At 60.6% G+C, this 26,796-nt stretch carries 23 protein-coding genes; 12 read left to right on the top strand and 11 right to left on the bottom strand.

Going from position 1 to position 26,796, the window contains the following annotated elements; all coding sequences use genetic code 11:
* The first annotated feature begins 61 nt into the window (after nt 1-61).
* From QRN60_RS21690 to QRN60_RS21675, 4 genes are read left to right on the top strand one after another with little or no spacing between them, the layout of a single operon-like run.
* Nucleotides 62-1,585 (top strand): sugar ABC transporter ATP-binding protein, encoded by a 1,524-nt coding sequence (locus QRN60_RS21690; protein WP_087745550.1) that lies wholly within the window; start codon nt 62-64, stop codon nt 1,583-1,585.
* Nucleotides 1,585-2,628 (top strand): ABC transporter permease, encoded by a 1,044-nt coding sequence (locus tag QRN60_RS21685; protein WP_003506540.1) that lies wholly within the window; start codon nt 1,585-1,587, stop codon nt 2,626-2,628. The genes QRN60_RS21690 and QRN60_RS21685 overlap by 1 nt, the downstream gene beginning before the upstream one ends.
* A complete protein-coding gene (yjfF, locus tag QRN60_RS21680; RefSeq protein ID WP_111817737.1) occupies nt 2,625-3,605 on the top strand; it encodes a galactofuranose ABC transporter, permease protein YjfF in 981 nt (326 codons plus the stop codon). The genes QRN60_RS21685 and yjfF overlap by 4 nt, the downstream gene beginning before the upstream one ends.
* An 18-nt stretch (nt 3,606-3,623) precedes the next feature.
* The gene (locus QRN60_RS21675) at nt 3,624-4,358 is read left to right on the top strand and encodes a FadR/GntR family transcriptional regulator (protein WP_020011781.1); all 735 of its coding nucleotides are present in this window, start codon (nt 3,624-3,626) and stop codon (nt 4,356-4,358) included.
* A 68-nt stretch (nt 4,359-4,426) separates the two neighbouring features.
* On the opposite strand, the gene QRN60_RS21670 is transcribed toward QRN60_RS21675, so the two are convergent.
* A complete protein-coding gene (locus tag QRN60_RS21670) occupies nt 4,427-5,644 on the bottom strand; it encodes an MFS transporter (RefSeq protein ID WP_099087357.1) in 1,218 nt (405 codons plus the stop codon).
* A gap of 182 nt (nt 5,645-5,826) precedes the next feature.
* Between QRN60_RS21670 and QRN60_RS21665 the strand changes: the two genes are divergently transcribed.
* Complete coding sequence (locus tag QRN60_RS21665) at nt 5,827-6,765, top strand: AraC family transcriptional regulator (protein ID WP_003506534.1); 939 nt, start codon at nt 5,827-5,829, stop codon at nt 6,763-6,765.
* An 83-nt stretch (nt 6,766-6,848) separates the two neighbouring features.
* Complete coding sequence (locus QRN60_RS21660) at nt 6,849-7,487, top strand: class I SAM-dependent methyltransferase (RefSeq protein WP_060726864.1); 639 nt, start codon at nt 6,849-6,851, stop codon at nt 7,485-7,487.
* A 12-nt stretch (nt 7,488-7,499) separates the two neighbouring features.
* Here QRN60_RS21660 and QRN60_RS21655 read toward each other — a convergent pair whose 3' ends face one another.
* Genes QRN60_RS21655 through QRN60_RS21645 form a run of 3 tightly spaced genes read right to left on the bottom strand, consistent with a single transcriptional unit; the run spans nt 7,500 to nt 12,971 of the window.
* Nucleotides 7,500-10,778, bottom strand: coding sequence for an error-prone DNA polymerase (locus QRN60_RS21655; RefSeq protein ID WP_111817738.1), 3,279 nt, complete (start codon nt 10,776-10,778; stop codon nt 7,500-7,502).
* A complete protein-coding gene (locus tag QRN60_RS21650) occupies nt 10,775-12,292 on the bottom strand; it encodes a Y-family DNA polymerase (RefSeq protein ID WP_060724709.1) in 1,518 nt (505 codons plus the stop codon). Before QRN60_RS21650 ends, QRN60_RS21655 begins: the two co-directional genes overlap by 4 nt.
* The gene (locus QRN60_RS21645; protein WP_111817739.1) at nt 12,207-12,971 is read right to left on the bottom strand and encodes an ImuA family protein; all 765 of its coding nucleotides are present in this window, start codon (nt 12,969-12,971) and stop codon (nt 12,207-12,209) included. The genes QRN60_RS21650 and QRN60_RS21645 overlap by 86 nt, the downstream gene beginning before the upstream one ends.
* Nucleotides 12,972-13,194: 223 nt before the next feature.
* On the opposite strand from QRN60_RS21645, the gene QRN60_RS21640 reads away from it, so the two are divergent.
* The 3 genes from QRN60_RS21640 to QRN60_RS21630 all read left to right on the top strand — a co-directional run bounded on the left by QRN60_RS21640 (nt 13,195) and on the right by QRN60_RS21630 (nt 15,192).
* Entirely contained in the window at nt 13,195-13,548 is a 354-nt protein-coding gene (locus tag QRN60_RS21640; protein WP_020011788.1) for a DUF1304 domain-containing protein, read from the top strand.
* Nucleotides 13,549-13,552: 4 nt separating this feature from the next.
* Entirely contained in the window at nt 13,553-14,827 is a 1,275-nt protein-coding gene (locus QRN60_RS21635) for a glycerate kinase type-2 family protein (protein ID WP_111817740.1), read from the top strand.
* Nucleotides 14,828-14,943: 116 nt separating this feature from the next.
* Nucleotides 14,944-15,192, top strand: coding sequence for a hypothetical protein (locus QRN60_RS21630; RefSeq protein ID WP_003506519.1), 249 nt, complete (start codon nt 14,944-14,946; stop codon nt 15,190-15,192).
* A gap of 72 nt (nt 15,193-15,264) precedes the next feature.
* Here QRN60_RS21630 and QRN60_RS21625 read toward each other — a convergent pair whose 3' ends face one another.
* The 6 genes from QRN60_RS21625 to QRN60_RS21600 form a co-directional block, all read right to left on the bottom strand.
* Complete coding sequence (locus QRN60_RS21625; protein WP_003506517.1) at nt 15,265-16,452, bottom strand: Gfo/Idh/MocA family protein; 1,188 nt, start codon at nt 16,450-16,452, stop codon at nt 15,265-15,267.
* Between the two features lie 21 nt (nt 16,453-16,473).
* On the bottom strand, nt 16,474-17,526 hold the full coding sequence (locus QRN60_RS21620; protein WP_003506516.1) for a sugar phosphate isomerase/epimerase family protein: 1,053 nt from the start codon (nt 17,524-17,526) through the stop codon (nt 16,474-16,476).
* Between the two features lie 144 nt (nt 17,527-17,670).
* The gene (locus QRN60_RS21615; RefSeq protein WP_003506515.1) at nt 17,671-18,744 is read right to left on the bottom strand and encodes an ABC transporter ATP-binding protein; all 1,074 of its coding nucleotides are present in this window, start codon (nt 18,742-18,744) and stop codon (nt 17,671-17,673) included.
* A 17-nt stretch (nt 18,745-18,761) separates the two neighbouring features.
* Nucleotides 18,762-19,610, bottom strand: coding sequence for a carbohydrate ABC transporter permease (locus tag QRN60_RS21610; RefSeq protein ID WP_003506513.1), 849 nt, complete (start codon nt 19,608-19,610; stop codon nt 18,762-18,764).
* Nucleotides 19,603-20,541, bottom strand: coding sequence for a carbohydrate ABC transporter permease (locus QRN60_RS21605; protein ID WP_003506511.1), 939 nt, complete (start codon nt 20,539-20,541; stop codon nt 19,603-19,605). Before QRN60_RS21605 ends, QRN60_RS21610 begins: the two co-directional genes overlap by 8 nt.
* Nucleotides 20,542-20,611: 70 nt before the next feature.
* Entirely contained in the window at nt 20,612-21,913 is a 1,302-nt protein-coding gene (locus QRN60_RS21600) for an ABC transporter substrate-binding protein (protein ID WP_003506509.1), read from the bottom strand.
* A 195-nt stretch (nt 21,914-22,108) separates the two neighbouring features.
* Here QRN60_RS21600 and QRN60_RS21595 point away from each other — a divergent pair, with 195 nt between their 5' ends.
* From QRN60_RS21595 to QRN60_RS21585, 3 genes are read left to right on the top strand one after another with little or no spacing between them, the layout of a single operon-like run.
* Nucleotides 22,109-23,308, top strand: a complete 1,200-nt coding sequence (locus QRN60_RS21595) for an ROK family transcriptional regulator (protein ID WP_003506508.1) — start codon at nt 22,109-22,111, stop codon at nt 23,306-23,308.
* Between the two features lie 52 nt (nt 23,309-23,360).
* On the top strand, nt 23,361-24,461 hold the full coding sequence (locus QRN60_RS21590; protein WP_111785064.1) for a Gfo/Idh/MocA family protein: 1,101 nt from the start codon (nt 23,361-23,363) through the stop codon (nt 24,459-24,461).
* A gap of 17 nt (nt 24,462-24,478) precedes the next feature.
* Nucleotides 24,479-25,120, top strand: a complete 642-nt coding sequence (locus tag QRN60_RS21585) for a ThuA domain-containing protein (RefSeq protein ID WP_003506506.1) — start codon at nt 24,479-24,481, stop codon at nt 25,118-25,120.
* Nucleotides 25,121-25,165: 45 nt separating this feature from the next.
* On the opposite strand, the gene QRN60_RS21580 is transcribed toward QRN60_RS21585, so the two are convergent.
* On the bottom strand, nt 25,166-26,524 hold the full coding sequence (locus tag QRN60_RS21580; RefSeq protein ID WP_111817741.1) for an amidase: 1,359 nt from the start codon (nt 26,522-26,524) through the stop codon (nt 25,166-25,168).
* Nucleotides 26,525-26,796 lie beyond the last annotated feature (272 nt).

The raw sequence follows: 26,796 nt of genomic DNA, 5'->3' as shown, positions 1-26,796 counted from the left end.
GAAGGAGCGGCGCGTCGTTCGTGCCGCTCCATCATGGCATTCTTCATGCGGAACCTGCTCAATGTCCGAAACGGCACCACTTTTGGAAGCACGCGCCATCGGCAAATCCTTTCTGGGGATCACGGCGCTCGATGGCGTCGATTTTTCGCTCGGGCACGGTGAAATCCATGCCCTGCTTGGCGAAAACGGCGCGGGCAAATCGACGCTCATCAAAATCCTGACTGGCGTTTATCACCGCGACAGCGGTTCGATCTTTCTGGAGGGCAGCGAAATCTCGCCCACCAATGTGGGCGAGGCGCAGGCGCTTGGCATCGGCACGGTCTATCAGGAAGTGAACCTTCTCGAAAATCTCACGGTCGCCGAAAACCTGTTTCTCGGCCGCCAGCCACGCCGCTTCGGGCTGATCGACCGCAGCACGATGCAGAAGAATTCGCAGGCGCTGCTCGCCCAATACGGGCTTTCCATCGACGTCAACGCCCTGCTTTCCAGCTATTCCGTCGCTATCCGCCAGATCATCGCCATTGCCCGCGCCGTCGATCTTTCCGGCAAGGTGCTGGTGCTGGACGAACCGACAGCCAGCCTTGACGCCCATGAGGTCGAGATGCTGTTCGGGGTGTTGAAAAACCTGCGCGCCCGCGGCATCGGCATCATCATCATCACCCACTTCCTCAATCAGGTCTATGATATTGCCGACCGGGTGACTGTGCTGCGCAATGGCCGCCTCGTCGGCACCCGAGACATCGGCAGCCTGCCGAGGTCCGAACTCATTTCGATGATGCTCGGTCGCGAGCTTCAGCATATTACCCACGAACATCAGGCGACCGAAGATACGGTCGCCGAGGGCGAGCCGCCAATCCGGTTCGAAGCCTATGGCAAGCGCGGCAGCATCGCCCCCTTCGATCTCGGCATCCGGCCGGGAGAGATCGTCGGCGTTGCCGGTCTTCTTGGCTCCGGACGAACGGAGACCGCCTTCCTGCTGTTCGGCATCGACCGTCCCGATACCGGCACGGCGATGATTGACGGAAAACCGGCGGCGATTTCGTCGCCCGAGGCCGCCATTGCGGCCGGGTTCGGCTTCTGTCCGGAAGAGCGCAAGACGGATGGCATCATCGGCGACTTTTCCGTCACCGATAATATCGCGCTGGCGCTTCAGGCCCGGCAGGGCTGGGCACGGCCACTGTCCCGTCGGCAAAAGGCGGAGCTGGCCGAAAGCTTCATCAAATCGCTCGATATCCGCCCGGCCGACCCCAACCGGCCGATAAAATTCCTGTCCGGCGGCAATCAGCAGAAGGCCATTCTGGCACGCTGGCTCGCCACCCAGCCCAGACTGCTGATACTCGACGAGCCGACACGTGGCATCGATATCGGCGCGCATGCGGAAATTCTCAAAATGATCGAAAAACTCTGCGGCGAAGGCATGTCGCTCGTCGTCATCTCCTCCGAACTGGAAGAACTGACGGCCGTTGCGCATCGTGTGATCGTGCTTTCCGACCGCCGCCATGTCAGTGAATTGAAAGGCAGCGAAGTGACCGCCGACAACATCATGCGGGCAATTGCGGATGCGGCGAAAACGGAGGCGGCGTGATGGTGGCTGTAACACGACGCTTCAAAAGACTTGCTCCCCAGCTTGCCGCGCTCTTTATCATTCTGGCAGCGATTACAATCATTTCGCCGGGTTTTCTGCATGTTTCTTTCCAGAATGGCCGGCTCTATGGCAGTCTGGTGGATATTCTCGTGCGCGCCGCTCCCGTGGCGCTGCTGACCATCGGCATGACGCTGGTTATCGCCACCAAGGGTATCGATCTTTCCATCGGCGCGGTCATCGCCATCTGCGGCGCGGTCGCGGCCACGCTCATCAGCAATGGCCATTCCATTCCCTCGGTCATCGTCATCTCACTTGCGGTGGGCATTGCCTGCGGCCTGTGGAACGGCGTGCTGGTCGCCCTTCTCGATATACAGCCGATCATTGCCACCTTGATCCTGATGGTGGCGGGACGCGGCATCGCCCAGCTTATTACCGAGGGTGTCATTCTCACCTTCAACAATGACAGCTTTGCCGCCATCGGCTCCGGCTCGTTCGCAGGCATCCCGCTGCCCGTCATCATCTGGGTGGCCGCGGCGCTGTTGATCGGCCTTCTGGTGCGTAAAAGCGCGCTCGGTTTCCTGATCGAGGCCACAGGCATCAATCGCCGTGCAGCGGCGCTCGCCGGCGTGCGGGCGCGCTTCCTGCTGTTTTTCGTTTATGCCGTCTCCGGCCTCTGCGCGGCCATCGCCGGCATGATCGTGACCGCCGATATTCGCGGCGCGGATGCCAACAATGCCGGGCTGTGGCTGGAACTGGACGCGATCCTGGCGGTCGTGATCGGCGGCACATCGCTAAATGGCGGCCGTTTCTCCATCACGGCCTCATTGATCGGCGCGCTCATCATCCAGACCATCAATACCGGCATCCTCGTCTCGGGCTTCCCGCCGGAATTCAACCTCATCATCAAGGCAGGCATCATCATGGTGGTGCTCACACTGCAATCGCCGGCAATCATGGCCGTCCTCGGTTTCGTGAAAGCGCCGAAGCCGCACGTCAAACCGGCGGCGACCAATGGCATGACCAAGGAAGGAACCGCGCGATGATCCACAGCCGCAATCTGCCCTTCCTCACCACGCTGACGATCTTCGTGGTCGCCTATTTGCTGTGCGTGCTGCAATATCCGTCGATCCTGTCGACGCGCGTGATCGGCAATCTTCTGACCGACAATGCCTTTCTCGGCATCGCGGCCGTCGGCATGACCTTCGTCATCCTGTCGGGGGGCATCGATCTCTCCATAGGTTCGGTCATCGCCTTCACCAGCGTCTTCGTGGCGGTCATGGTCGGCACCTATAACATCCATCCGCTGCTGGCCTTCGCCATCGTGCTGGCAGTCTCGACGCTGTTCGGCTGCCTGATGGGGGCGATGATCCGCTTCCTGTCGATCCCGCCTTTCGTGGTGACACTGGCGGGCATGTTTTTGGCGCGCGGCGCGGCCTATCTGATTTCCACGCAGTCGGTGCCGATCTCCCACCCGTTCATCGATACGATACAGGGCTTTTATTTCCGCTTTCCAGGCGGCGGCAGGCTGACGGCGCTGGCCATGCTGATGCTTCTCGTCTTCGCCGCCGGCATGCTGATCGCCAGCCGCACCCGCTTCGGCGCCAATGTCTATGCGCTGGGTGGCAATCCGCAATCGGCCGAGCTGATGGGTGTGCCGATTGGCGCGACGACCATCGGCATCTATGCGCTTTCCGGTTTCCTGTCGGGCCTCGCTGGCATCGTTTATACGCTCTATACCTCGTCAGGTTATTCGCTGGCGACGGTGGGCGTGGAACTGGACGCCATCGCCGCTGTCGTCATTGGCGGTACGCTTCTGACCGGCGGCACCGGGCTGGTGGCGGGAACCTTCATCGGCCTTCTGATACAGGGGCTGATCCAGACCTACATCGTTTTTGACGGGACGCTTTCTTCCTGGTGGACGAAAATCGTCATCGGTGTGCTGCTTTTCGTCTTCATCGTGTTGCAGCGCGCAATCATCTGGTATTCAAACAGGAGACTGGCCGGACCGCATCCGGCATAATTGCCAAAGGAGGCTTGCTTGGGGCTGCTCGAAACGACGATAAGCGGGCGAAAACGCCGGAACAGCCACGCCCATGTGGTCTCCGAACTCGGCAGCGCCATCGTCTCGGGCAGGATTGCGGAAGGCTCCCTGCTGCCCAATGATGCCGAACTTTCCTTGCGGTTCGGCGTCTCCCGCACCGTGCTGCGCGAGACGATGAAGACGCTGGCGGCGAAGCGTCTGGTGGAACCAAAGGCCAAGGTGGGCACCCGCGTTCTTGACCGCTCCAGCTGGAATTTCTTCGATCCCGACGTGCTGGGCTGGCGCTGCGAGGCCGGCATAGATCAGGAATTCGTCACGCATCTGGCGGAGATCCGCCTGGCGCTGGAACCAGCGGCGGCGGCGGCGGCGGCCCTGCAGGCCTCCAATGACGATATCGTTTCCCTTTACGTCATCGCCGCCAAATTCGACAATCCGAAACATACGCCGGAAAGCATCGCCAAGGTCGATCTCGAATTCCACCTTGCGGTCGCGCATATGTCCGGCAACCCCTTCATGCGCTCGGCAAGCGGGCTGATCGAAGCTGCACTTGCGATATCCTTCCAGCTCTCATCGCCGGCCGCTTCGCCTGGCACCATCGCCGAGATCGCGTCCAATCATCTGCGCATCGTACATGCGATTGCGGCGCGTGACGCGGATGCGGCGGTGAAAGCCATGCGCCATGTGATCGAGGTGGGCAAAGACCGGACACAGAACGCGATAAAGGCGCCCTAAAGACGGAATAACGCCTTCTCTTCTCTTAAGACCCGCACGAAGGCGGGTTTTTTTCTCCGAGGGGTGGCTTACCCCTGCGAGGCCTCGACCTGTGGCACCACACCGCGGCGCGACGCCATCAGCGATGCACCGAGAAGGGCGGCAATCGCCACGAAGACGAAGACCATCGTCGCACCCTGAAGATCGATCAGCAGACCGCCCAGAACCGCACCGCTGGAAATCGCGATCTGGAAAGTGGTAAGCAGCAGCGCGCCGGCACTTTCCGCCTCATCGGAAGCGGCCCGGGTGATGAAGCTCTGCACGCTGACCGGAAGCGCACCGAAGGCAAAACCCCAGGAGGCGATGGCAAGGCCGGCAATCAGGGGCGATGCACCCGCCACGACCAGAACGGAAGCCGATGCGGCGATCAGGGTGGCGGCGAACGTCACCGCCCATGCCGTGTTTTTCTCGGAGAGGAAACCGCCGAAGAGATTACCGAAAAAGCCACCGACACCATAAACCAGAAGGACGAGCGAAATCGCCTCGACGCCAAGAAGCGTCACATCCTCCAGGAACGGACGGACATAGGTGAAACCGGCAAAGTGACCCGCAACAATGAACAGCGTCGTCAGAAGGCCGATCCGGACCTGCGGCCGCTGCAACAGGCGGAACATGGTGGAGAGACCGGGTGCACCGGCCGGCGGCAGCGACGGAACGGTGAGCAATTGCACGACGAGCGCAATGACACCGAGCACACCCGCAACGACAAAGGCCGAACGCCAGCCAAGTGTCGCGCCGATCCACGCGCCCACCGGCGCTGCACAGACGGTGGCGACCGAAACCCCTGTCAGGATAATGGCCATGGCACGCGGCATTTTATCAAGCGGTACGAGTCTCAGTGCCAGCGCCGCAGACATGGCCCAGAAGCCGCCAAGGCCGATGCCGAGCAGGACGCGCGAGGCAAACAGCATGAAGAGACCGTTTGCGAAGGCGGCCAAAGTGCTGGAGATGATCAGCAGCGTGGTCAGCCCAAGCAATGTCCAGCGGCGATCGATGCTGCGTGTGCCAATGACAACGCCGGGGCCGGCGACCGCCGCGACCAGCGCCGTAACGGTAATGGATTGGCCAGCGATGCCGGAGCTGACGGCGAGATCGGCCGAAAGCGGCGTCAGCAGACTGACCGGCAGGAACTCCGCCGTCACCAGCCCGAAGACGCCGAGCGAAAGCGAAACCACGGCGGCCCACTTCGCATCCGGCTCTGTCTTGCGCGGCACATATTCGAGTTCGTTTATGGTCCGGTTGCTCATGAAAATCTCCTGATGCGCATTTCCGGAATGCGCTCTGAAACGGAATGGCAAAATGGTGAAACCGGTGGGAGGCCAGTTCATATTCTGCAAATCAATGGTCGTAAGCTATGCGTGACAGCCCGGCGTTTCCATGCTAGAAAATCCGTATTCCTTAACCAAACATCCAAATTTGCGAGAGCGCCATGAATGATGCCCTGACGGAAATGTTGCGTGGCCTGAGGCTCGACGGCGTGGAATACGGCCGATGCCGCATGGCCACCCCCTGGGCGACAGCTTTTCCCGAGCAGGAAGCGGCACGGTTCCATTTCATCGGTGTCGGCCAGGCGAAATTGCGCAAACCCTCCGGCGAGTGGCTGACGCTGACATGCGGCGACGCCGTTCTTCTGCCCCGCGGCCACGCCCATGTGTTGGGTAGCGGCGAGGATGTGACGCCTACCCCCTTCGACCGTTTCGGCAAGAAGGAAGTCTGCCAGGGCGTTTTCGACCTGCAATGCGCCAGCGCCGGCGGCGATACCGTGGCCTTTACCGCTTCGATGCGTTTCAACATGGATAATCTGCACCCCCTCCTGCAGCTGATGCCGGATGTGATGTTGACCAGTGATCTCGCCAAAAGCGATCCGGCCATTCCGCATCTGCTGGAGGCCATGACGCGTGAGGTGGAACTGAACCGCGTTGGTGCGGGCGGCATTCTGGCAAGGCTTGCCGATGTGCTGACCGCGACGTTGATCCGCACATGGGTGGAATATGGCTGCGGCGATTCCAGCGGCTGGCTGGCTGCGGTGCGCAACCCCGAACTCGGACGGGTGCTGGCCGCCATCCACCTCAATCCCGAAAAGGACTGGAGCGTGGAGGAACTTGCTTCCCTGATGGGCGCTTCCCGCTCCAGTTTCGCGGAGCGCTTCACCCGCGTGGTGGGCGAAAGCCCGGCGCGCTATGTGGTGCGCGTGCGCATGCACCAGGCACGGCTGTGGCTGCGCGAAGGCATGCGCGTGACGCTGGCGGCGGAAAAACTCGGTTACGATTCCGAAGCCTCCTTCAGCCGCGCCTTCAAACGCGTGCTCGGCGCACCGCCCAGCCAGTTTCGCCGGAAGGACACGGCCGGGTTGGAGGATGCGGCTTAAAAGCTACAAACAAACCGGATAGGATATCCGCGTGAGAGCAGATCCGCCCGAAGCGGAAGGGCGCCGTCCGGGGAGCATCCACCATGAGTATTGCCGACGACGCCCGTTTCTGGAACCGGACCGCTCGGAAATATGCAAAGGGCAGGATTTCGGATGAGGCCGGATATGAGCGCACGCTGGAGCGGACCCGTGCCCTGCTGAATCCGGATGACAGGGTATTGGAACTGGGTTGCGGCACCGGGACAACGGCGATCCGGCTTGCGTGCAGCGTCAAAGACTATCTTGCGACGGATATTTCCGCCGGCATGATCGCAATCGCCGAGGAAAGAAAACACGCCGCCGGCCCTCTCCCGAACCTCGTTTTCAGCACTGCGACCGTGGAAACGCTTGCGCCCGACCCTCATCAGTTCAACGTGGTGCTGGGTTTCAACTATCTTCATCTGGTGCGCGACCTGCGCGGCACATTGCAGCACATTCATTCCCTGCTTGGCCCGCGCGGGCTGTTCATCACCAAGACCCCCTGCGTTAGGGATATGAACCCGTTTATCCGCCTTGTCCTGCCGGCGATGCGTGTGATCGGCAAGGCGCCCTTTGCCGGCGTGTTCAACGCGGCCGAGCTTGGCCGGCATATAAACGCCGGCGGTTTTGACATTCTGGCCACGGAAATCCACGCGACAAAGGGCAATGACAATCGTCCTTACATCGTGGCGCGCAAAAGGTGATCTGAGCCGCCTTCAGTGAAAATTGCGGGAAATGACCTTTATCCGCTCCACCTCGTCCGCATCATCCACGGCAGGCGGCGGATGCTTCCTGATAGTGCGGTGATCATCCGGTGGAATGCCGTGGTGGAACTCATCGCCACGCCCATGCGGCAGGGGAAAGGCATGGTTGCGTTCGCCCACGCTGGCCAGCGCCTCCGACAAATCTGTCAGCCGATGGGCGACCAGATGCACCACCTCACCCTCCCGCTGGATCTTGCCGTAAATACCAACCATGCCGGCGGACAACACCACGCGCCGGTATTTTTCGAAGGTTTTTACCCACAGCACCGCATTGGCGATGCCCGTCTCATCCTCCAGTGTCATGAAGATCACCCCCTTTGCCGAGCCGGGGCGCTGGCGCACCAGCACCAGACCCGCCGTTTCCAGCCATGCGCCATCACGGGCGCGCACGGCCTCCGCACAGGTGACGATACGGCGGCGGGAAAGATCGCGCCGCAGGAATGTCATGGGATGTTCGCGCAGCGTCAGTCCGACATGGCCGTAATCCTGCACCACCTCACCACCGTCAGTCATGGGCCTGAGCGCGACGGAGGGTTCCTGAAGCTCATCCACCACGGCATTTTCCCGACTGGCGGCGGCGGCGAAAAGCGGCAGCGGCTCATCCCGCAAGGCCTTGATGGCCCAGAGCGCCTCGCGTCTGGCAAGCGAAAGCGACGGTAAAAAGGCATCGGCTTCGGCGAGACAGACGAGGGCAGCGGCGGGAACGCCCGCCCTTCGCCAGAGATCATCCACCGAGGCAAAAGGCCGATCCTGCCGGGCGGCGACGATATCCGCTGCGTGATCGTTAGAGAGTCCCTTCACCATGCGCAGGCCAAGCCGCACGGCGTAGCGCTCTTTACCATTCCCATTCTTCTTGCCCGTAGGCTCCAGCGTGCAATCAAAACGGCTGTTATTAACGCATACCGGACGCACCTCGACGTCATGATCGCGCGCATCACGCACGATCTGCGCCGGGGCGTAAAACCCCATGGGTTGCGAATTGAGAAGCGCCGTACAGAAAATATCGGGATAATGGCATTTCAGCCATGAGGAGGCATAGGCGATCAGCGCAAAGGAGGCCGCATGGCTTTCAGGAAAACCATAGCTGCCGAACCCTTCGAGCTGCTTGAAGATACGTTCGGCAAATTCTTGCTCATAACCACGCTCCACCATGCCCGTGACGAGCTTTTCCCTGAATTTGGAAATGGTACCCACATTCTTGAAGGTCGCCATGGCTCGGCGCAACTGGTCCGCCTCATCTGCGGTAAAACCGGCGCAATCCATGGCGATCCGCATGGCCTGCTCCTGAAACAGCGGAACACCCATCGTCTTTTTCAGAATATTTTCCAGTTCCGGTTTTTCATAACGAACCGGCTCCTTTCCCTGTCGGCGACGCAGATAGGGATGCACCATATCCCCCTGAATGGGGCCGGGGCGAACAATGGCGACCTGAATGACGAGGTCATAAAACTCCTTCGGCCTCAGGCGCGGCAACATCGACATCTGCGCCCGGCTCTCGATCTGGAATGTGCCGAGCGTATCGGCCTTCTGGATCATGGCATAGGTGGGACCATCATCCGGCGGCATGGCGGCGAGATCATATTTCTCTCCAGTGCGCGCCTCCAGCAGATCGAAGCCGCGCTTCATGCAGGAGAGCATGCCGAGCGCCAGGCAATCCATTTTCATGAATTTCACGACATCGATATCGTCCTTGTCCCATTCGATGATCTGGCGATCATCCATGGCGGCGGGTTCGATCGGCACCAGTTCGTCCAGCCGGTTATGGGTCAGCACAAAGCCGCCCGGATGCTGGCTATGATGGCGCGGTGTGCCGACAAGTTGGTTGGCCAATTCGAAGGCAAGCTTCAGGCGACGATCCTCCATATTGAGGTTCAGTTCCTTCACCTGCTTTTCACCCACACCCTCGCTCCAGCGCCAGACCTGCGAGGATAGAAGCTTCGTTAGATCTTCCGGTAGGCCCAGAACCTTACCGACATCGCGCAACGCTCCGCGCCCACGATAACGGGTAACAACGGAGCAGAGCGCCGCCTTGTCACGGCCGTAAGTGTCATAAACCCACTGGATGACTTCCTCGCGCCGCTGGTGTTCAAAATCCACGTCGATATCAGGCGGTTCTCCCCGGTTTTCGGAAACGAAACGTTCGAAGACGAGATTGCTGAAAAGAGCGGGGTCGATGGCGGTGATGCCAAGTACAAAACAGATAATCGAATTGGCTGCCGAACCGCGCCCCTGACATAGGATATCTTTTGAACGCGCATAACGGACAATGGCACTCACGGTCAGGAAATAGGACGCATATTGCAACCTGCCGACAACCGCCAGCTCATGCTTGAGCGCCTTTTCCACCTTCTCCGGCAAACCTTGCGGATACCGCCCCGGCACCGCTTCCCAGACCATCTTCTCCAGCGCCTGCTGCGCCGTCAGCCCCGGCAGGCTGCGCTCCTCGGGATATTGATAGACCAGTTCCTTCAGTGAAAATTTGCAGCGCTTCATGATTTCGAGGCTGCGGGAGAGCGCTTCGGGGTAGCGGGCAAAAAGCCGGTGCATTTCTTCCGGCGGCTTCATATAACGGTCGGCATGCCGTTCGCGCCGGAAACCCGCCTCGTCGATAGTGCAATTATGCCGGATACAGGTGACGACATCCTGCAGCATGCGCCGCTCGGGCACATGAAACAGCACATCGTTGGTGACCACCGTCGGTACAGCTGCGACTTGAGCCATATTCGACAATTCGAAAAGCCGCATCTGGTCATTGGGACGTCTTCTGAGGCTGAGCGCCATATAGGCGCGATCCGCAAAAGCAGCCTTGAGCCGCCGCAGGCGAAGCGCGCAGAGATCATCCGCAAGATCGGCGAGCAACACCACGATCAGGCCTTCGCCATAGGCGACGAGATCGTCCCATGTCAGCCGGCACTTGCCCTTGCCGCCCCTTTTCTTGCCCACGGAAAGCAGCCGGCAAAGCCGACCGTAAGCCGGGCGATCCATGGGGTAGACAAGTACGGAAAGATCGTCGTCCAGATCGAGCCGGCAACCGATGACGAGCCGGATGCCGTAGGTACTTGCCGCCTCGTAAGCGCGGGGAATGCCCGCAAGGCTGTTGCGATCCACGATACCCAGCGCCTCGATGCCGAGGTTTTTGGCCTGTTCGAAAAGCTCTTCGCAGGAGCTTGCGCCGCGCAGGAAGGAAAAATGCGTGGTCACCTGAAGTTCGGCATAACGCGGCGTGCTCATGCGAAGACCCCGTGGATGAACCAGCCCTGCGAGCCTGTCTCGGCATGTTCGCCATCGCCGGAGCGGAAAATCCAGAAGCGCTCGCCGCTTTCATTTTCCACCGTGAAATAATCGCGCACGGCTTCCTTTTCCCGGTCGCGTTTCCACCATTCGCCGAACACCCGTTCCGGCCCGTCAGCGCGCCGCACATTATGGCGCACGCCTTTCCAGATGAAATAACGCGGCGGATGATCCGGCAGCAGCGCCAGCGTCTCGATGGGTTCCGGCCTTGCAAAAAGCCTGACCGGGCGCGGCCAGTGGCCGGGCCAGCCGAGCGTATCCTCAGATGCAAGCGCCGCAACGCGGGCAACGGAGCGTTCCGGCACATCGCTCGCCACCGCCGCGTAACGATAGACCCTGTGGCCACGATTGAGGATGACATCGACCGTATCGGCGATGTCCGCACGTCCCTCCTCCAGAAGCGAGGAGCGAGCCTGCGCGGCGAGAAGCGGCTCAGCATGGGTGGCGGTCAGCACCATCATCTCGATGCCGAAACCGGGATCGATGGTGTCGATACGGTCGGTCAGAAGCCGGACAAGCTGCTTGATGTCGCGCACCGGTCTGGAGGTGCCTGCGCGTACCGCCTGCAGGCCGCTATCGACCCGGTGCAGCACCAGATCGACCCGGCGGGCGCCAAGGCCGCGTTTTTCAAGTGCTGAGCAAAGCCCCGTGACCAGCTTCTGCGTATAACGGGCAATCGTTTCCGCCGCCGCAATCGGCTCGGGAAAGGCGCGCCGCACCTCCACCAGTTCGGCCACGCGCACCGGTTCGATAGGTTCGCCGATCTCCCCGAAAGCCTGGGAAAGACGCCGGACGACTTCGGGACCGAAACGCAGGGTCAGCGGCGCACGCGGGGCTTCGGCAAGCTCGCCGATGCTGCGGAAGCCGAGCACCTTCAACCCTGAAACGATACGCTCCTCCAGCCTCAGCGCAGCAAGCGGCAAGCCGTTGATCGCCGCCCGCTGCCCGCCCGGCGGTATGATGCTGATCTGCTCGCGGCCGAAGCGGGCCAGCGCATGGGCAGCACCCCAGCTATCGGCAATGGCCGCGCGGGCGGCAAAGCCTGCGGCATGCAGGCGGTTGACCATCCCGCTCAGCATCAGCGTCTCATCGCCGTGCAGATGGTCCGCTCCCGCCGTGTCCAGCACCAGCCCATCAGGCGTATCGGCGGCGACGATGGGGGCATAGATGCGCAGAAAATGAAAGGCCAGCTGCTGCAGGGCGCGGGCATCTCCAGCTGCATCCAGATCTTCCACCAGAAGGCCCGGCACCAGCGCCTGCGCCTTGCTGACCGGCGTGCCGGGCCGGATGCCCGCCGCCTTTGCCGCTTTGTCGAGCGCCAGCACCAGCCGGCGGCTGCCCTGGCGGCCGATCATGACCAGCGGCTTTTCAACCGGCGGCGCGTTCTCTCCCGAAAGACGCCGGAAGCGATCCGTCGGCCATGTCGGCAGGTAGAGCGATACGACCCTTTGCATCACAGGCTTCCACTTCAAATTCAGCGCTTTCGCCGCCGCGACATCGCAAAAGCTCGAGAAACCAGCGCGGCCTGCCCACCCCCGGCACCGGCAAGGGCGAAGAAGGACGGACGGAGATGCGCCAGCGGGTCACCGCCGCCGTCGGTTCGCCGTACAGCGCCGCATCGGCCGCACGCCGGAAACGGCGGATGGCGATGCCGGTAACACCGGAGGTTTCCGCCGCCAGTTGCAGCCGTCGCGATGCGTTCATCGGCAGTTTTGCCACCTCACCCATCACCGCGCCGAAACCATTGCAGCGCAAGCCCTCCTCGAAACAGTCGAGCACGCCCTTCTCATCGCGGCATTCAACAATGATGAGCCGGTTCTGCGAAAGGCCGGCCTGCGTCAGCCCCGGCATGAACAGATCCCGCCGGGTGACGCACCATAAAACCTTGCCGGAAAGCCTTGCCGCCACACCAGCCGCAAAAAGGGCGGCCGCCGCGCCATCGGCAGCGCCATTGCCGCCGCCGCTTACCTCATGCAGGCAGCCGAGCTTGAGCCCGCCTCCCGGCAGGCGATGGTCGATGGCATCCACGCCGAAAGGCAAGGTCTCGTGCAGCCGCTCAGGGCCGTTACCGATCCTTTCCAGCCTTTCACGCAGCTCTTCGACAACGAGCAACTGATCCGCGCGCTTTTGCATGGCATGACAGGTTTCAATTCCGGTTATTCATCTCCATTGTTCTTGTTTTGTTCCTATTTCAGCAAAGAGTCAAGCAACAGGTTGCCGCTCTTCAACAGTTTGCACGGGAAGAGGAGATTCTGGCCTTGCAGCCCTTCGTCCCGACGTTAAAACGGAAGTGACCGCTCGCCGCCTGTTCACCCTGACAACGGCAACGGACATCATGGTTTGGAGGAAACCGCCGATGATCGCCAGCATTCTGATTGCCGTGGTTGCGGCCATCCATATTTACATCGTCATTCTGGAAATGCTGCTGTGGGAAAAACCGGCCGGCCGCAAGGCCTTCGGTCTTTCGGCGGATTTTGCCCGGCAAACAAAAGTGCTTGCCGCCAATCAGGGCCTTTATAACGGCTTTCTCGCAGCGGGGCTGATCTATGGGCTCACGCAGGGCGATGAAGGGCTGAGCTTCAAGGTTTTCTTCCTTACCTGCGTTCTGGTGGCCGGTATTTTCGGCGCCATGACAGCCAATATGAAGATCCTGTTCATTCAGGCGTTGCCGGCATTGTTTGCGCTCGGCTTCCTCTGGATCGGAGCATGAACCGATGAGCGCATGGAACGACACGTCCGCAAGAGACGCCCTCAACCGCATCTTCATGGCTGCAGTCGCCAGCGCCGATCCGGCAAAGGTGTTGCAACACCACCTTCCATCTCCGCCCAAAGGCCGGTGCGTGGTGGTGGGCGCCGGCAAGGCCTCGGCCGCGATGGCCGCAGCGCTTGAAGCGGCATGGCCACATGTCGATCTCTCGGGTGTGGTGGTCACGCGTTACGGCCATGCCGTCCCGACTGCGCATATCGAGATCATCGAGGCTTCCCATCCCGTGCCCGACGATAGGAGCGCGGAAGCGGCAAAACGCATTCTCGCCGCCGTCGAGGGATTGACCACCGACGACATGGTGATCGCGCTGATTTCCGGCGGCGGTTCGGCGCTGATGGTGGCACCGGCCGAAGGCATGACACTTGCGGACAAGATGGCCGTCAACCGCGCTTTGCTTGCTAGCGGCGCGACGATTTCCGACATGAACGCCGTGCGCAAGCATCTCTCCCGCATCAAGGGCGGACGGCTGGCACTGGCTGCCAGACCGGCCAAGGTTGTTTCGCTGCTGATTTCCGACGTGCCGGGCGACGACCCCTCGGAAATCGCCTCCGGCCCGACGGTTGCCGATCCGAGCGACATCGAAACCGTGCGGGAAATCATCTCCCGTTATGCGCTCGATCTTCCGGAAAACGTGCGCAAGGTGCTGGAAAAAGGCGAGGAAACCCCGAAGGCCGGCGATATCGACGAGGATATCCGGCTCATCGCGGCCCCTTCGCTCGCCTTGCAGGCGGCAGCTGATGAGGCCGTGAAACTCGGGCTTACGCCGCTCATCCTCGGGGATTCGCTGGAAGGCGAATCCAAGGACGTCGGCGCTGTTATGGCCGGCATAGCGCTCTCCGCCAGCCGCAAGGGCCTGCCGCTAAAAGGTCCGGCCGTTTTGCTTTCCGGCGGCGAAACCACGGTCACGATTGGCAAGGGGCCAGCCGGCAAGGGTGGCCGCAACACGGAGTTCCTGCTGAGCCTTGCGCTGACGCTGAAAGGTGCGGACGAGATCTGGGCCATTGCCGGCGATAGCGACGGCATAGACGGCGTCGAGGATGCGGCGGGTGCTGTGGTGACGCCGGATACGCTTGCCCGCATGCGCGAAGCCGGTGTCGATCCGCGTCAGTCGCTCGTAAGCCACGACAGCTACACCGCTTTCAAGGCGGTAGGAGACCTTGTCGTCACAGGTCCGACCCTGACGAATGTGAATGATATCAGGGCGATTTTGATCGGGTGCTAGCGGGGGAATTCGCAGGGGCTGCTGCCCGCAGAGGGCGCGCATCACAGGCAAAGGCCGTTTTTGACTATGCCCTCGGACAGGAGTAATCTGGCGGTATATTCTTTGGAGCCTCAGCCATGCGTACTGGAGTGCTCATACTTGGCCTGATCATGGCCCTTATTCCGACCTTGGCGGATGCCCATAATTGCAAATGCCGAAATCGCGGCACCATGTTCGAACTCGGCCAGACATCCTGCCTGAAGGTCGACGGTGGCTCCTATCTCGCGCGCTGCGAGATGAAGCTCAACGTTTCGTCCTGGACCAAGCTCCAGGATGGCTGCCCCATAACGGAACGGGTGCAGCGACAGACGACACGCGTCAATTGATCCCGTCGGCAGATGACGTCAGGGGCATCTTCTCCCCGGCAACGGGGAGAAGAAATATGCCGCAACCTCGTCTTACAGCTTCACCCAGCCGCCATTCTTCTTGCCGGACTCGATGCAGGCCGTAACAAAGGCGACGCCTTTAACCCCGTCATCGACGGTCGGGTAAATAACCGCCTTATCGAGCGCCGAGCCGGTGCGGCGGGCTTCGATGGCGTGCGCCGCCTCGGTATAGATGGTGGCGAAGGCTTCGAGATAACCTTCCGGATGGCCGGACGGAATGCGGGTGACGCGTGCTGCCGCAGCTCCTGCCCCGGCACCGCCACGGGTGATGAGCTGCTTCGGCTCGCCAAGCTTCGTGAACCAGAGATAGTTCGGATCGGCCTGCGTCCACTCGATGCCGGCCTTGTCGCCATAAACACGGACCTTCAGCCCGTTTTCGTGACCGACCGCAACCTGACTGCACCAGAGTAGCCCCTTGGCTGCCTGCTTGCCGCCCTTCGGCTTGAAGCGCAGCATCACATGCGCATTGTCATCCAGCCGGCGGCCTTCGACAAAGGTATGCACATCCGCCGCCAACTCATCCGCTTCCAGACCGGAAATGAAGCAACCGAGATTATAGGCATGGGTGCCGATATCGCCGGTGGAGCCGCCGACGCCGGACTGAGCCGGATCGGTGCGCCAGACGGCCTGTTTCGCGCCGGTCTGTTCCACCGCTTCCGTCAGCCAGTCCTGCGGATATTCCATCTGCACCAGACGGATCGTGCCGAGCGCGCCTGACTCCACCAGTTCCCGCGCATGCCGCACCATCGGATAGCCGGTGTAGTTGTGCGTGAGGATGAACAGTGCATCGGCCTTGTCGGCCACCTGCTTCAGCTTTTTGGCGTCTTCCAGATTGGAGGTCAGCGGCTTGTCGCAGATGACATGGATGCCGCGCTCCAGAAACGCCTTCGCTGCCGGATAATGCACATGGTTGGGGGTAACGATCGCCACCGCCTCGATGCCATCCTCGCGCAGCGCTTCCTTTTCGGCCATTTCCTCGAACGAACCATAGCAGCGCTCGGGATCGAGCCCCAGCTCGTGGCCGGAAGCGAGGGATTTTTCCGGCGTCGAGGACAGGGCCCCTGCCACGAGATCGAAACGATTGTCGAGCCGCGCCGCCATGCGGTGAACGCCGCCGATAAATGCGCCCGAACCACCACCGACCATGCCAAGGCGAATCCGCTTGTTCGCCTTGTCGGTTGTCTTTCCTTCAATAGCCATAATATCTCCCCTGAAATGCTTTCAAAGCCCAAGCATACGGCGGTTGGCCGCATCATCGGTGCCGCTTGATGCGAAATCGTCAAAGGCTTTTTCCGTGACGCGGATGATATGCGCCTTGACGAATTCCGCCCCTTCCCGGGCGCCGTCTTCAGGGTGTTTCAGTGCGCATTCCCATTCGACGACGGCCCAGCCGTCAAAATCATTGGCCGCCATCTTGGAGAAGACCGCACCGAAATCAACCTGCCCGTCGCCCAGCGAACGGAAGCGACCAGCGCGGTTCACCCAGCCCTGATAACCGCCATAAACGCCCTGCCGCCCGGTCGGGTTGAACTCCGCATCCTTGACGTGGAACATCTTGATGCGGTCCTTGTAGATGTCGATATTGTCGAGATAATCGAGGCATTGCAGCACGTAATGCGAGGGATCGTAGAGCATGTTGGCGCGCTTGTGGTTCTTCACCCGCTCGAGGAACATCTCGAACGTCACGCCGTCATGGAGATCTTCACCCGGATGGATTTCGTAGCAGACATCCACACCCTGCTCATCGGCGTAATCGAGGATCGGCGTCCAGCGTTTCGCCAGCTCGTCAAAGGCTGCCTCCACCAGACCGGCCGGACGCTGCGGCCACGGGTAGACGAACGGCCAGGCAAGCGCGCCGGAAAACGTCGCATGCGCCTTGATGCCGAGATTTTTCGAGGCTTTCAGCGCGAGCTTCACCTGCTCCACCGCCCATTGCTGACGCGCCTTCGGGTTGCCGCGCACTTCCGGTGCGGCAAAACCGTCAAAGGCCTCGTCATAGGCCGGGTGAACGGCGACGAGCTGACCTTGCAGATGGGTGGAAAGCTCGGTTACTTCCACGCCGTTCTGGCGCGCGACACCGGCGAACTCGTCGCAATAATCCTTCGATTCCGCCGCTTTTTTGAGATCGATCAGCTGTCCGGCCCAGGTCGGCACCTGCACACCGGCGTAACCCTTTTCCGCCGCCCATTTGGTAATGCCATCCCAGCTGTTGAAGGGGGCTGCATCACCGGCAAACTGACCGAGAAAAAGACCCGGCCCTTTGATCGTTCTCATAAAAATCTCCTCCTGCATCGATACAGTTGCGCGGTAACCCGCTTTGTTCCCAAGCGCCAAGCTAACCGCTCGTGATTTTCAAACAAGCCCCAAAAGCGGAGGGGCAAGAGAATTTCCGTATTTCATTTAAAAGACGGGAGGCGCTTAAAGCGCCAGTCCGCTCGCCCTGTCGAAGACGTGCACACGCTCATGATGCACGGTGGCTGCAAACGGGGTGTTCACCTTCACCGGCTGCTCGCCATCCACCACTGCCGTAACCTGATCGCCCGCCAGTTCGAAGACCACATGGGTCTGCGCGCCCGTCGGTTCCACCAGCACCGTCCGTCCGGTAAGCGAGATATCGCCGCCGATCGCCGAACCGATATGTTCGGGGCGAAGCCCGATCGTCACCGGCTGGCCGCGCTTGACCTTGCGGGAGGCGGCAATGCGGATCGCGGTGCCGTCCTTCAGCCGGGCGGCGGGCTGGTCACCCTCGCCATCGACCACGCCTTCGATGAGGTTCATAGCCGGCGAACCGATAAAGGCGGCGACGAAGAGATTGGCGGGTGTCTTGTAAAGTTCGAGCGGCGTGCCCTGCTGTTCGATGCGGCCGTGATTGAGTACCACCACCCGGTCCGCCAGCGTCATGGCCTCGATCTGGTCATGGGTGACATAGATGGAGGTCGTCCCGACCTTCTGGTGCAGAGCCTTGATTTCGCTGCGCATCTGTACGCGAAGCTTGGCATCGAGGTTGGACAGCGGCTCATCGAACAGGAAGACGGCCGGGTTGCGCACCACGGCGCGGCCCATGGCGACACGCTGGCGCTGGCCGCCGGAAAGCTGTGAGGGCTTGCGATCCAGAAGCTTGCCGAGATCGAGCATGCGGGCGGCTTCCGCAACGCGCTCTTCAATGACGTTTTTCGGCTGGCCGGCGAGCTTCAGATTGAAGCCCATGTTTTCGGCCACCGTCATATGCGGATAAAGCGCATAGGACTGGAACACCATGGCGATGTTGCGCTCGCGCGGGGTCATGCCATTGACCACCCTGTCGCCGATGAGAATATCCCCATCGGTGATCTCCTCCAGCCCGGCGATCATGCGCAAAAGCGTGGACTTGCCGCAGCCGGATGGACCGACCAGCGCGATGAATTCACCATCCGTTATATCAAGCGAGATGCCGTGGATGACATCGAGCGCCGCATAGGACTTGCGGATACCCTTAAGTTCGACGGAAGCCATTTTTTGCTCCTTTCACGTCACGATTTGACGGCACCGGCCGTCAGGCCCGCGATGATGTGTTTCTGTGCGAGGAAGAAGACGATGACGGTCGGCAGGATCGTCAGCGTGATGAAGGCGAGAACGAGCTGCCATTCCGTGCCGAATTCGCCGCGATAAACCATGATGCCGAGCGGCCAGGGATATTTCGATTCCGAATTCAGCATGATGAGCGGAAGGATGTAGCTGTTCCAGCTGCCGACGAAGGAGACGATGCCAACGGTCGCCACGATCGGCCGCGAAAGCGGCACGGAAATATGCCAGAAGAAGCGTAGATAACCGCAGCCATCCACGAAGGCCGCCTGAAACAGCTCGTCCGGCAGATTACGGAAATAATTGCGGAACAGGAGAATGCTCATGCCCAGCCCAAAGGCTACCTGCGGCAGCACCACACCCCAATAGGTATCGAGCAGGCCGAGATCGCGGATGCGGATGAACAGCGGCAGGATGGCGGTGGCCGCCGGAAACATCAGCCCCAGCAGGAAATAGTTGAGCAGGAAGGACGAGCCGAAGAATTTCACATGCGCGAAGGTGAAGGCCGCCATGGCCGAGACAGTCAGCGTCAGGAATACCGTCAGCAGCGCGATGACCAGCGAGTTGAAGATTTGCAGCCAATAGCGTTTGCCAAGCAGGATATCGCCGTAGTTGGACCATTGCCATTCGGCCGGAATGCCGAAGGGGTTGACGCGCAGGTCTCCCAGCGTCTTGAAGCCGCCGAGCGCGGTGGTGAGCAACGGGATAAGCACGATGGCCGCAATCAGGCTCAGCGATATATAAAGATAAAGCTTGGTTTGCAGCGGCATGCGGACGGAAGTGGATGTGTCAGTCATGGCGCATGAAAATCCTTTTGTAACCGAAGGCGAGCGTCACGCAGATGACGAAGAGAACGACGCCGACTGCGCTGCCAAGCCCCACCTGCATGCGCATGACGCCGTAGGTGTAGAGGAAGGTGACCATGGTTTGTGTGGAGTTGGACGGGCCGCCGCCGGTGAGCGGCATGATCATGTCGAACAGCTGCAGGGAACCGATCACAGCAAAGAAGACGGACAGGCGCACCGTGGAACCGAGCATCGGCAGCGTGACATAACGGAATTTCTGCCAGCCGGACGCGCCGTCGATTTCGGCTGCTTCCAGCACGTTCTTGTCGACGGATTGAAGGCCGGCGATGAACAGCATCATATGGAAACCGAAATATTTCCAGACGATGACGCCGAGCACGGCGTAGATCGCCACATCCTTGTCGGCCAGCACGTAAGGATTTGCGAAGCCGAAGAAATTGGAAATGGCGGCGAACAGACCATAGTCGCCATCATAAACGAAGCGCCAGATCAGGCCCGCTGCGACGTCAGCCAGAACATAAGGCAGAAAGAACACCAGCCGGAAGGCTACGACGCCGGGAATGCGGTGCGCCAGCATCATGGCCAGCCAGATCGCCAGCGGAATCTGGATCAGGATAGAGATAAGGATGATCAGGCCGTTATTCATAAGGGCCTGCGAGAAGGCGGCATTACCGAACAGGACCTGGAAATTCTTCAAACCGACAAAATCGGTCGGCGTGCCGTAACCGTTCCAGCGGTAAAGGCTGTACCACGCCGCCTCGCCCATGGGCAGGATGACGAACAGGGTAAAGAGCAACAGGGCGGGCGGCAGAAACACCAGAAGGGTCAGCGCCCGGTCATGCGCGACCGAACTTTGCTTGCGCTTGGCCTTTGTCGCGCCGCGCGCCGGTATGGACGCAGAAGTCATGGAAATATCCGTCATCTCTATCCGCTTTCATGGAGGCAGATACGCAGCGCCGCACATTCGCGGCGCTGCAATGGAAACCGTCAGATCAGCGCAGTTCGAATGCGTCCTGAATCTGCTGGGCGCCCTCTTCGGAGGTCATCTGGCCGGAAACGATCTCGACTGAAATATCGTTGACGACGCGGCCGACGGCGGCGCCCAGTGTCTGGTCGAAGAAGTTCTGGTGCCAGGTGGAGGCGGCAAGCTGTTTTGCCGAATCCGCCAGCAGCGGGTTCTTCACCGCACCGGCGGCACCCGTGGCAACCGGCAGGATCATGCCGGCGGTCGCCATTTTCTCTTCGCTTTCCTTGCTGGTCAGGAAGGCCGCGAAATCGATCGCTTCCTTGGAAGCGTTCTTGGTGAGCGCCCAGCCGTTCAGGCCGCCCAGCGTATCAGTGGCCTTGCCGGCACCGCCTTCGACAACCGGGAAGGCGAAGCGGCCGATATTTTCAGGGGCGAGCCCCTTGCCGTCGCCGGCATTCTTGCGCTGGTTGGCTTCCGTATTGTCGAAGCCGAGAATAATTGCCGCCTTGCCGTCGCCGAAGACACCGAGCGCCTGTGGCCAGGTGGAGCCGAGATAACCGGGCTGGAAGGGTTCGAGCTTGCCGAACTCGGCCAGCTGTTCACCGGCCTTGATGATCGCCGGGTTCATGAAACCTTCGCCTTCGCCCTTGCGGGCGGCATCGAACACGGCCTGCCCGCCATTGCGCATGACGAGATAGCTCCAGTAGAAATGGATCGGCCATTTTTCACCGCCACCGCCCGCGATCGGGACGATACCGGCTTCCTTGATCTTCTTGACCGTGGCGCTGAAATCGTCCCAGGTCTTGATATCCTCCGCCTTCACACCGGCCTTGGCGAACAACTCCTTGTTATAAAAGAAGCTGACGAGGCTGACACGGTAAGGCACGGCCCAGACCTTGCCGTCAAAAGACAGGCCGTCGATTGCGGACGCATTATAGGCCTGACGCAGCTTGCCGCCATCGGCGTCGAAAACGTCGGTCAGATCTTTCAGCGCGCCGGTCTTGGACTGCTCCTCAAGGACGCCGCCACCCCAGCTGTAGAAGAAGTCAGGCACGTCATTGGATTGCAGCAGCGTCGGCAATTTTGCCTTGAAGGCCTCGTTTTCGAGGAACTGCAGCTGAACATCGACATCGGGATGCTTGGCCTCATATTCCTTGGCAATCTCCTCCCAGACAGCCACAGATTTGGGGTCCAGCTCCACATGCATCCATTTAACGACCGTGGCTGCCGAGGCGCTGGCCGCGCCGAGCATCAGGGCTATGCTTGTCGTTGCGGCAAAGGCAATCCGCCTGCCGCTCAGGCTTGCGCCTGCGTGCCAATACGTCATGATCGTGATCCTCCCTGGGGTTCCTCACCATTTATTCCCCAATGCGGATTAATTCACCCCACGCCCTGCCCGATGTCAAGGCGGTTTGCCAATTTTTTACCCAAACCGCTTGACACACCCCTCCCGACAGACGTTATTTAATCCGCAATCCGATATAAATTCGTTTTAGATCGAACCCGATCGCAGCAGGACCTCATGAAGACCGCAGACCCCGAATTGATGCGCGCGATCAACAGGCTGAGCGTGCTTGATAGCATCCGCCGCCATGGCCCGATCTCGCGGGTGGAAATCAGCGAAAGAACGCAGCTCTCCACCACGACCGTTTCGGCGATTACCGCCTCGCTGCTCGATGACGGGCTGATTCTCACCCGCCATATCGGTGATATCCGTACCGAAGGGGCGCGTGGCAGACCGCGCGTGATGCTGGAACTGAACCCGGATGCCGCCCGCGTTGTGGGCGCCAAGATCGCCGCAAACCGCATGGTTTTTGTCGTCACCGATTTCTGCGGCAATGTGCTGTCCACCCTTGCCTTGCCGATCCGCGTCGACCGCCAGCCCATCGGCGTCATCGCCGATTTGGTGGAAGACGGCGTACGACGCTGCGTCGTCGATGCCGGTCTTTCGCTTGAGGATGTGGACATGGTCTGTCTCGGCCTGCCCGGTGTCATCGAACACCGCACCGGCAGGATCCGCAGCAGTCCTATCCTGCGCGAAGTAAACGTCAACTTTGCCGAGGAAATGACGGCGCGGCTGAATTCGCCAACCATCATCGAAAGTGACGCCCACGCCATCACGCTCGCCCACCACTGGTTCGGCCATGCGCGCGATCTCGAAGACATGGTGCTGATTTCGCTGGAACAGACACTCGGGCTTGGCGTGCTGCACCAGAACCAGCTGTTTCGTGGTGCGGGCGGTCTCAGCCACAATCTCGGCGACCTCGTCATCGGCCTTGCCAATGAAGGCACGGTGCGGCTGGCAAGCCAGGCGGGCGAAAATGCCATTTTAGGCTCGCGCCCGGTGGACGGGCGTTTTGCCGAAGCGATCCGGCTCGGCCGTGGCATGCAGCATGCCCATGCGCTGATTGCGGCCGAAGATCACGATCTCATCGCGGCGGCCCTGCGCGCCGGCGCAGCACTTGGCCTGACACTTGCCAATATCGTCACGCTGTTTGCGCCGCCGCGGGTCATCATCACCGGCTCCAGCCTCGAACTTGGCGAACCTTTCATCGCCAGCATTCGCAACAGCTACAACGCCGCCGTGCCGCCATCGCTGGCCGGTGTCGCGGAACTGGTTTTCGATGTTGCGAGCGACGAATTGTGGGCGCAGGGGGCCGCGGCCGTTGCGCTTTACGAACTTTACGAATCGCCATGGAACACAACCGGGCCAGCGCTCTAGCCCACGGGGTTGAGCACAGGTCCAGGTATTTCTGATTTACGGGAGGAATCATATGAACAAGGTCGGTATCGGCATCATAGGCTGCGGCAACATTTCCAGCGCCTATCTCAAGGCCATGGCGTCGTTTCCTATTCTCGATATTCGCGGACTGGCGGATATGAACGAGGAAGCGGCGAAGGCGCGGGCGGACGAATTCGGCCTGAAGGCAACCAGCATCGACGCGCTTCTCTCCGATCCCTCCGTGGAAATCATCGTCAACCTGACGATCCCCAAGGCGCATGTGGAAGTGGGCCTGCGTGCGCTCGATGCCGGCAAGCACGCCTATTCGGAAAAACCGCTCGGCATCAATTTCGCCGAGGGTAAACGCCTTGCGGATGCGGCAAAGGCCAAGGGCCTGCGCATCGGCTCGGCCCCCGACACCTTCCTTGGCGGCGGACACCAGACCGCACGCCGCCTGATCGATGAGGGTGTGCTGGGCCAGCCCGTTGGCGGAACAGCCACCTTCATGTGCCCCGGCCATGAGCGCTGGCACCCCAACCCGGCCTTCTATTACGAGGTCGGCGGCGGGCCGATGCTCGATATGGGCCCCTATTACATTACCGATCTCGTTAACCTGTTCGGCCCGGTCGCCAAGGTGGCGGGCTTTGCCGTTGCACCGCGCAATGAGCGCCTCATCACCAGCGAACCGAAGAACGGTGAAAAAATCCCCGTCCATGTCGCCACCCATGTGTCCGGCGTGCTGGCCTTCGAGAACAGCGCCGTTGTGCAGGTGGGCATGAGCTTTGATGTGGCGGGCCACAAACATGTGCCACTGGAACTCTACGGCACCGAAGGCACGCTGATCGTGCCCGATCCCAACCATTTCGGCGGCGAGGTGCAATTGCTGAAAAAGGGCGGCCAGTTCGAGCCGCAGTCGCTGTCGTCGCCCTATGCTGACGGCAATTATCGCTCCATCGGCGTTGCAGATATGGCCTACGCGATCCGCGAGAACCGTCCTCACCGCGCCAATGGCGATCTCGCCCTGCATGTGCTGGAAGTCATGGAAGCCTTCCAGACGGCATCGGACAGCGGCACGACCGTTTCCATCACCACCAAAGCGGAGCGCCCTGCGCCGCTCGAAACATCGCTGGTCGACGGCCAGCTCGGCAAATAATCCCGAGGAGGAAATAAATGCGCGAAGCACTCATCGTCTGGGGCGGCTGGAGCGGCCACGAGCCGCAGGAATGCGCCACCATCGTCAAGGACATATTGGAGGAAGACGGTTTCAAGGTCTATGTGGAGCACAGCACGGAGGCTTTCGCCGATCCGTCGGTGCATGATCTCAGCCTCGTCGTGCCTATTGTCACCATGTCGAAGATCGAGAAGGAAGAGATCAAGAACCTCACGGCCGCCGTCGAAAACGGCGTCGGCATTGCCGGTTTCCATGGCGGTGCAGGCGACAGTTTCCGCGAATGCGTGGAATATCAGTTCATGATCGGCGGCCAATGGGTCGCCCACCCCGGCAATATCATCGATTACACGGTCAACATCACCCGCCCCGACGACCCGCTGATGGAGGGAATTTCCGATTTCCCCTATACGTCGGAGCAATATTACATGCATGTCGACCCCTCCAACGAGGTGCTGGCCACGACGAAATTCACCGGCGACCACGCCTGGTGGATCGACGGCGTGGTGATGCCGGTGGTCTGGAAACGCAAATATGGCAAAGGCCGCGTCTTCTATTCGGCGCTCGGCCATCAGGCCAAGGAATTTTCCGTACCGCAGATGAAGACCATGTTTCGCCGCGGCGCCAACTGGGCGGCGCGCTGAAGCGTGCATTGAGAGGCGGCCAAACAAGGCCGCCTTTTCCTTTCATCAGCCGCGAATAATCTCTTCCGCCGCCATCGCCACGCTGAGAACATGGTCATCCGAGCCGTGTAGACCGGAAAGCAGCAGGCCAACCGGCATGTCTGCTTCACCCGTTCCGCAAGGGATGGAAACGCCGCAGAGATCGAAGAAATTGCCGATCTGGGTGTTTCGCAGGGTTTTCGCATTCATGGCGAAAAAGGCATCGTCGTTATCGAGAAGCGGTGCGACCTTGGCCGCAACATGCGGCAATGTCGGCGACACCAGCAGTTCCTGCCTGCCGATCATGCCTGAAAACGCCGCCGTCATGCGTTCGCGCGCCTCGATGATGGCGATATAATCAGGCATTGAAATATTTGCACCAAGCCTCGTTCGCGCAACCACGCGCGGGTCCATGCGCGCGGCATCCGCACCTTCCAGCCGTGTCTTGTGCAGGGCAAAGGCTTCCGCCGTCACCAGCGCACCCTTTTCTTTGATAAGATCGAATAGCTCCGAAAAAATGGGAAATGCCTGCCGCCGCACCGAGGCACCGGCGCGGACAAGACGTTCCACCGCCTGCTCGAAAGCGGCTGCAACGCCATCCTCTATGCCATCGAAAAATACAGTTTCCGGCACCACCAGCGAAAGGCCCGCGAGAGGCGCACGCTGGACGTCTGCAGCCGCCTTGCCGCGCATGGCGGCATCCACCCAGACGGCGTCCTGCACGGTGTGCGTGAGCGGCCCGAGCGAATCCAGGCTCTTTGCCAAGGGATAAACGCCACGCATCGAATAGCGGCCGCGGCTTGCCTTGTAACCCACCACACCGTTGAAGGCGGCGGGAATACGCACCGATCCGCCCGTATCGGTGCCGATCGCCACCGGCACCAGACCAGCGGCGACAGTGACGCCCGCGCCGGACGAAGAGCCGCCCGGCAGACGGTGACCATCCTTAGAAGCAGGATTGCGTGGCGTGCCATAATGCGGATTGATGCCGAGACCGGAAAACGCGAACTCGCTCATATTGGTGCGGCCGATGCAGATCATGCCCGCCTGTTTCAGCGCCGTCACCACATCAGCATCGCGAGACGCAGGCGCATCATCCGCAAGCACCGTCGATCCGGCCGTGGTCGCCATGCCTTCCAGATCAAAAAGGTCCTTCCAGGCCACCGGAATGCCATCAAGCACGCCACAGGAACGGCCCTCGGCAATGCGTTTTGACGCGGCTTCCGCCTCCAGCATGGCCCGCGCCGCCGTCAACTCGACAAAAATTGTCTGATCGCCCTCATTGCCGATCGCATCCAGCGTCTCCTCCGCCAAGGTACGCGGATCGAGATGGCCGCTCTGGATGAGAACGGAAAGCTGCGCGATATTTTTGCCTCTGTGAGCCATGGATATCTTCCCTGAAAACGGCATGTTGCGCACAACATGCCGTTTATCCACCCGTTGGCAAGGTCAATCGTCGCGCCATCTATGCCCCACACGCAGATCAGGAAACATGACGAAGATCGCAGAATTTTGGAGTCTATCCTTGACGCTTCATCTCTAACCTCCGATTTTTTCAACCTGAGGTGCATGAATGCCATTTCTTATATAAGCCACGACTATAAAAAGACGGATTAATTCTTAATCGCCTCTAAACTTTGTTGAATTATTTAGCAGAC

It is taken from the genome of Agrobacterium sp. CFBP2214 (assembly GCF_030209895.1).
Classification (GTDB): Bacteria; Pseudomonadota; Alphaproteobacteria; order Rhizobiales; family Rhizobiaceae; genus Agrobacterium; species Agrobacterium radiobacter.
This window is presented reverse-complemented; position numbering and strand designations above follow the sequence as displayed.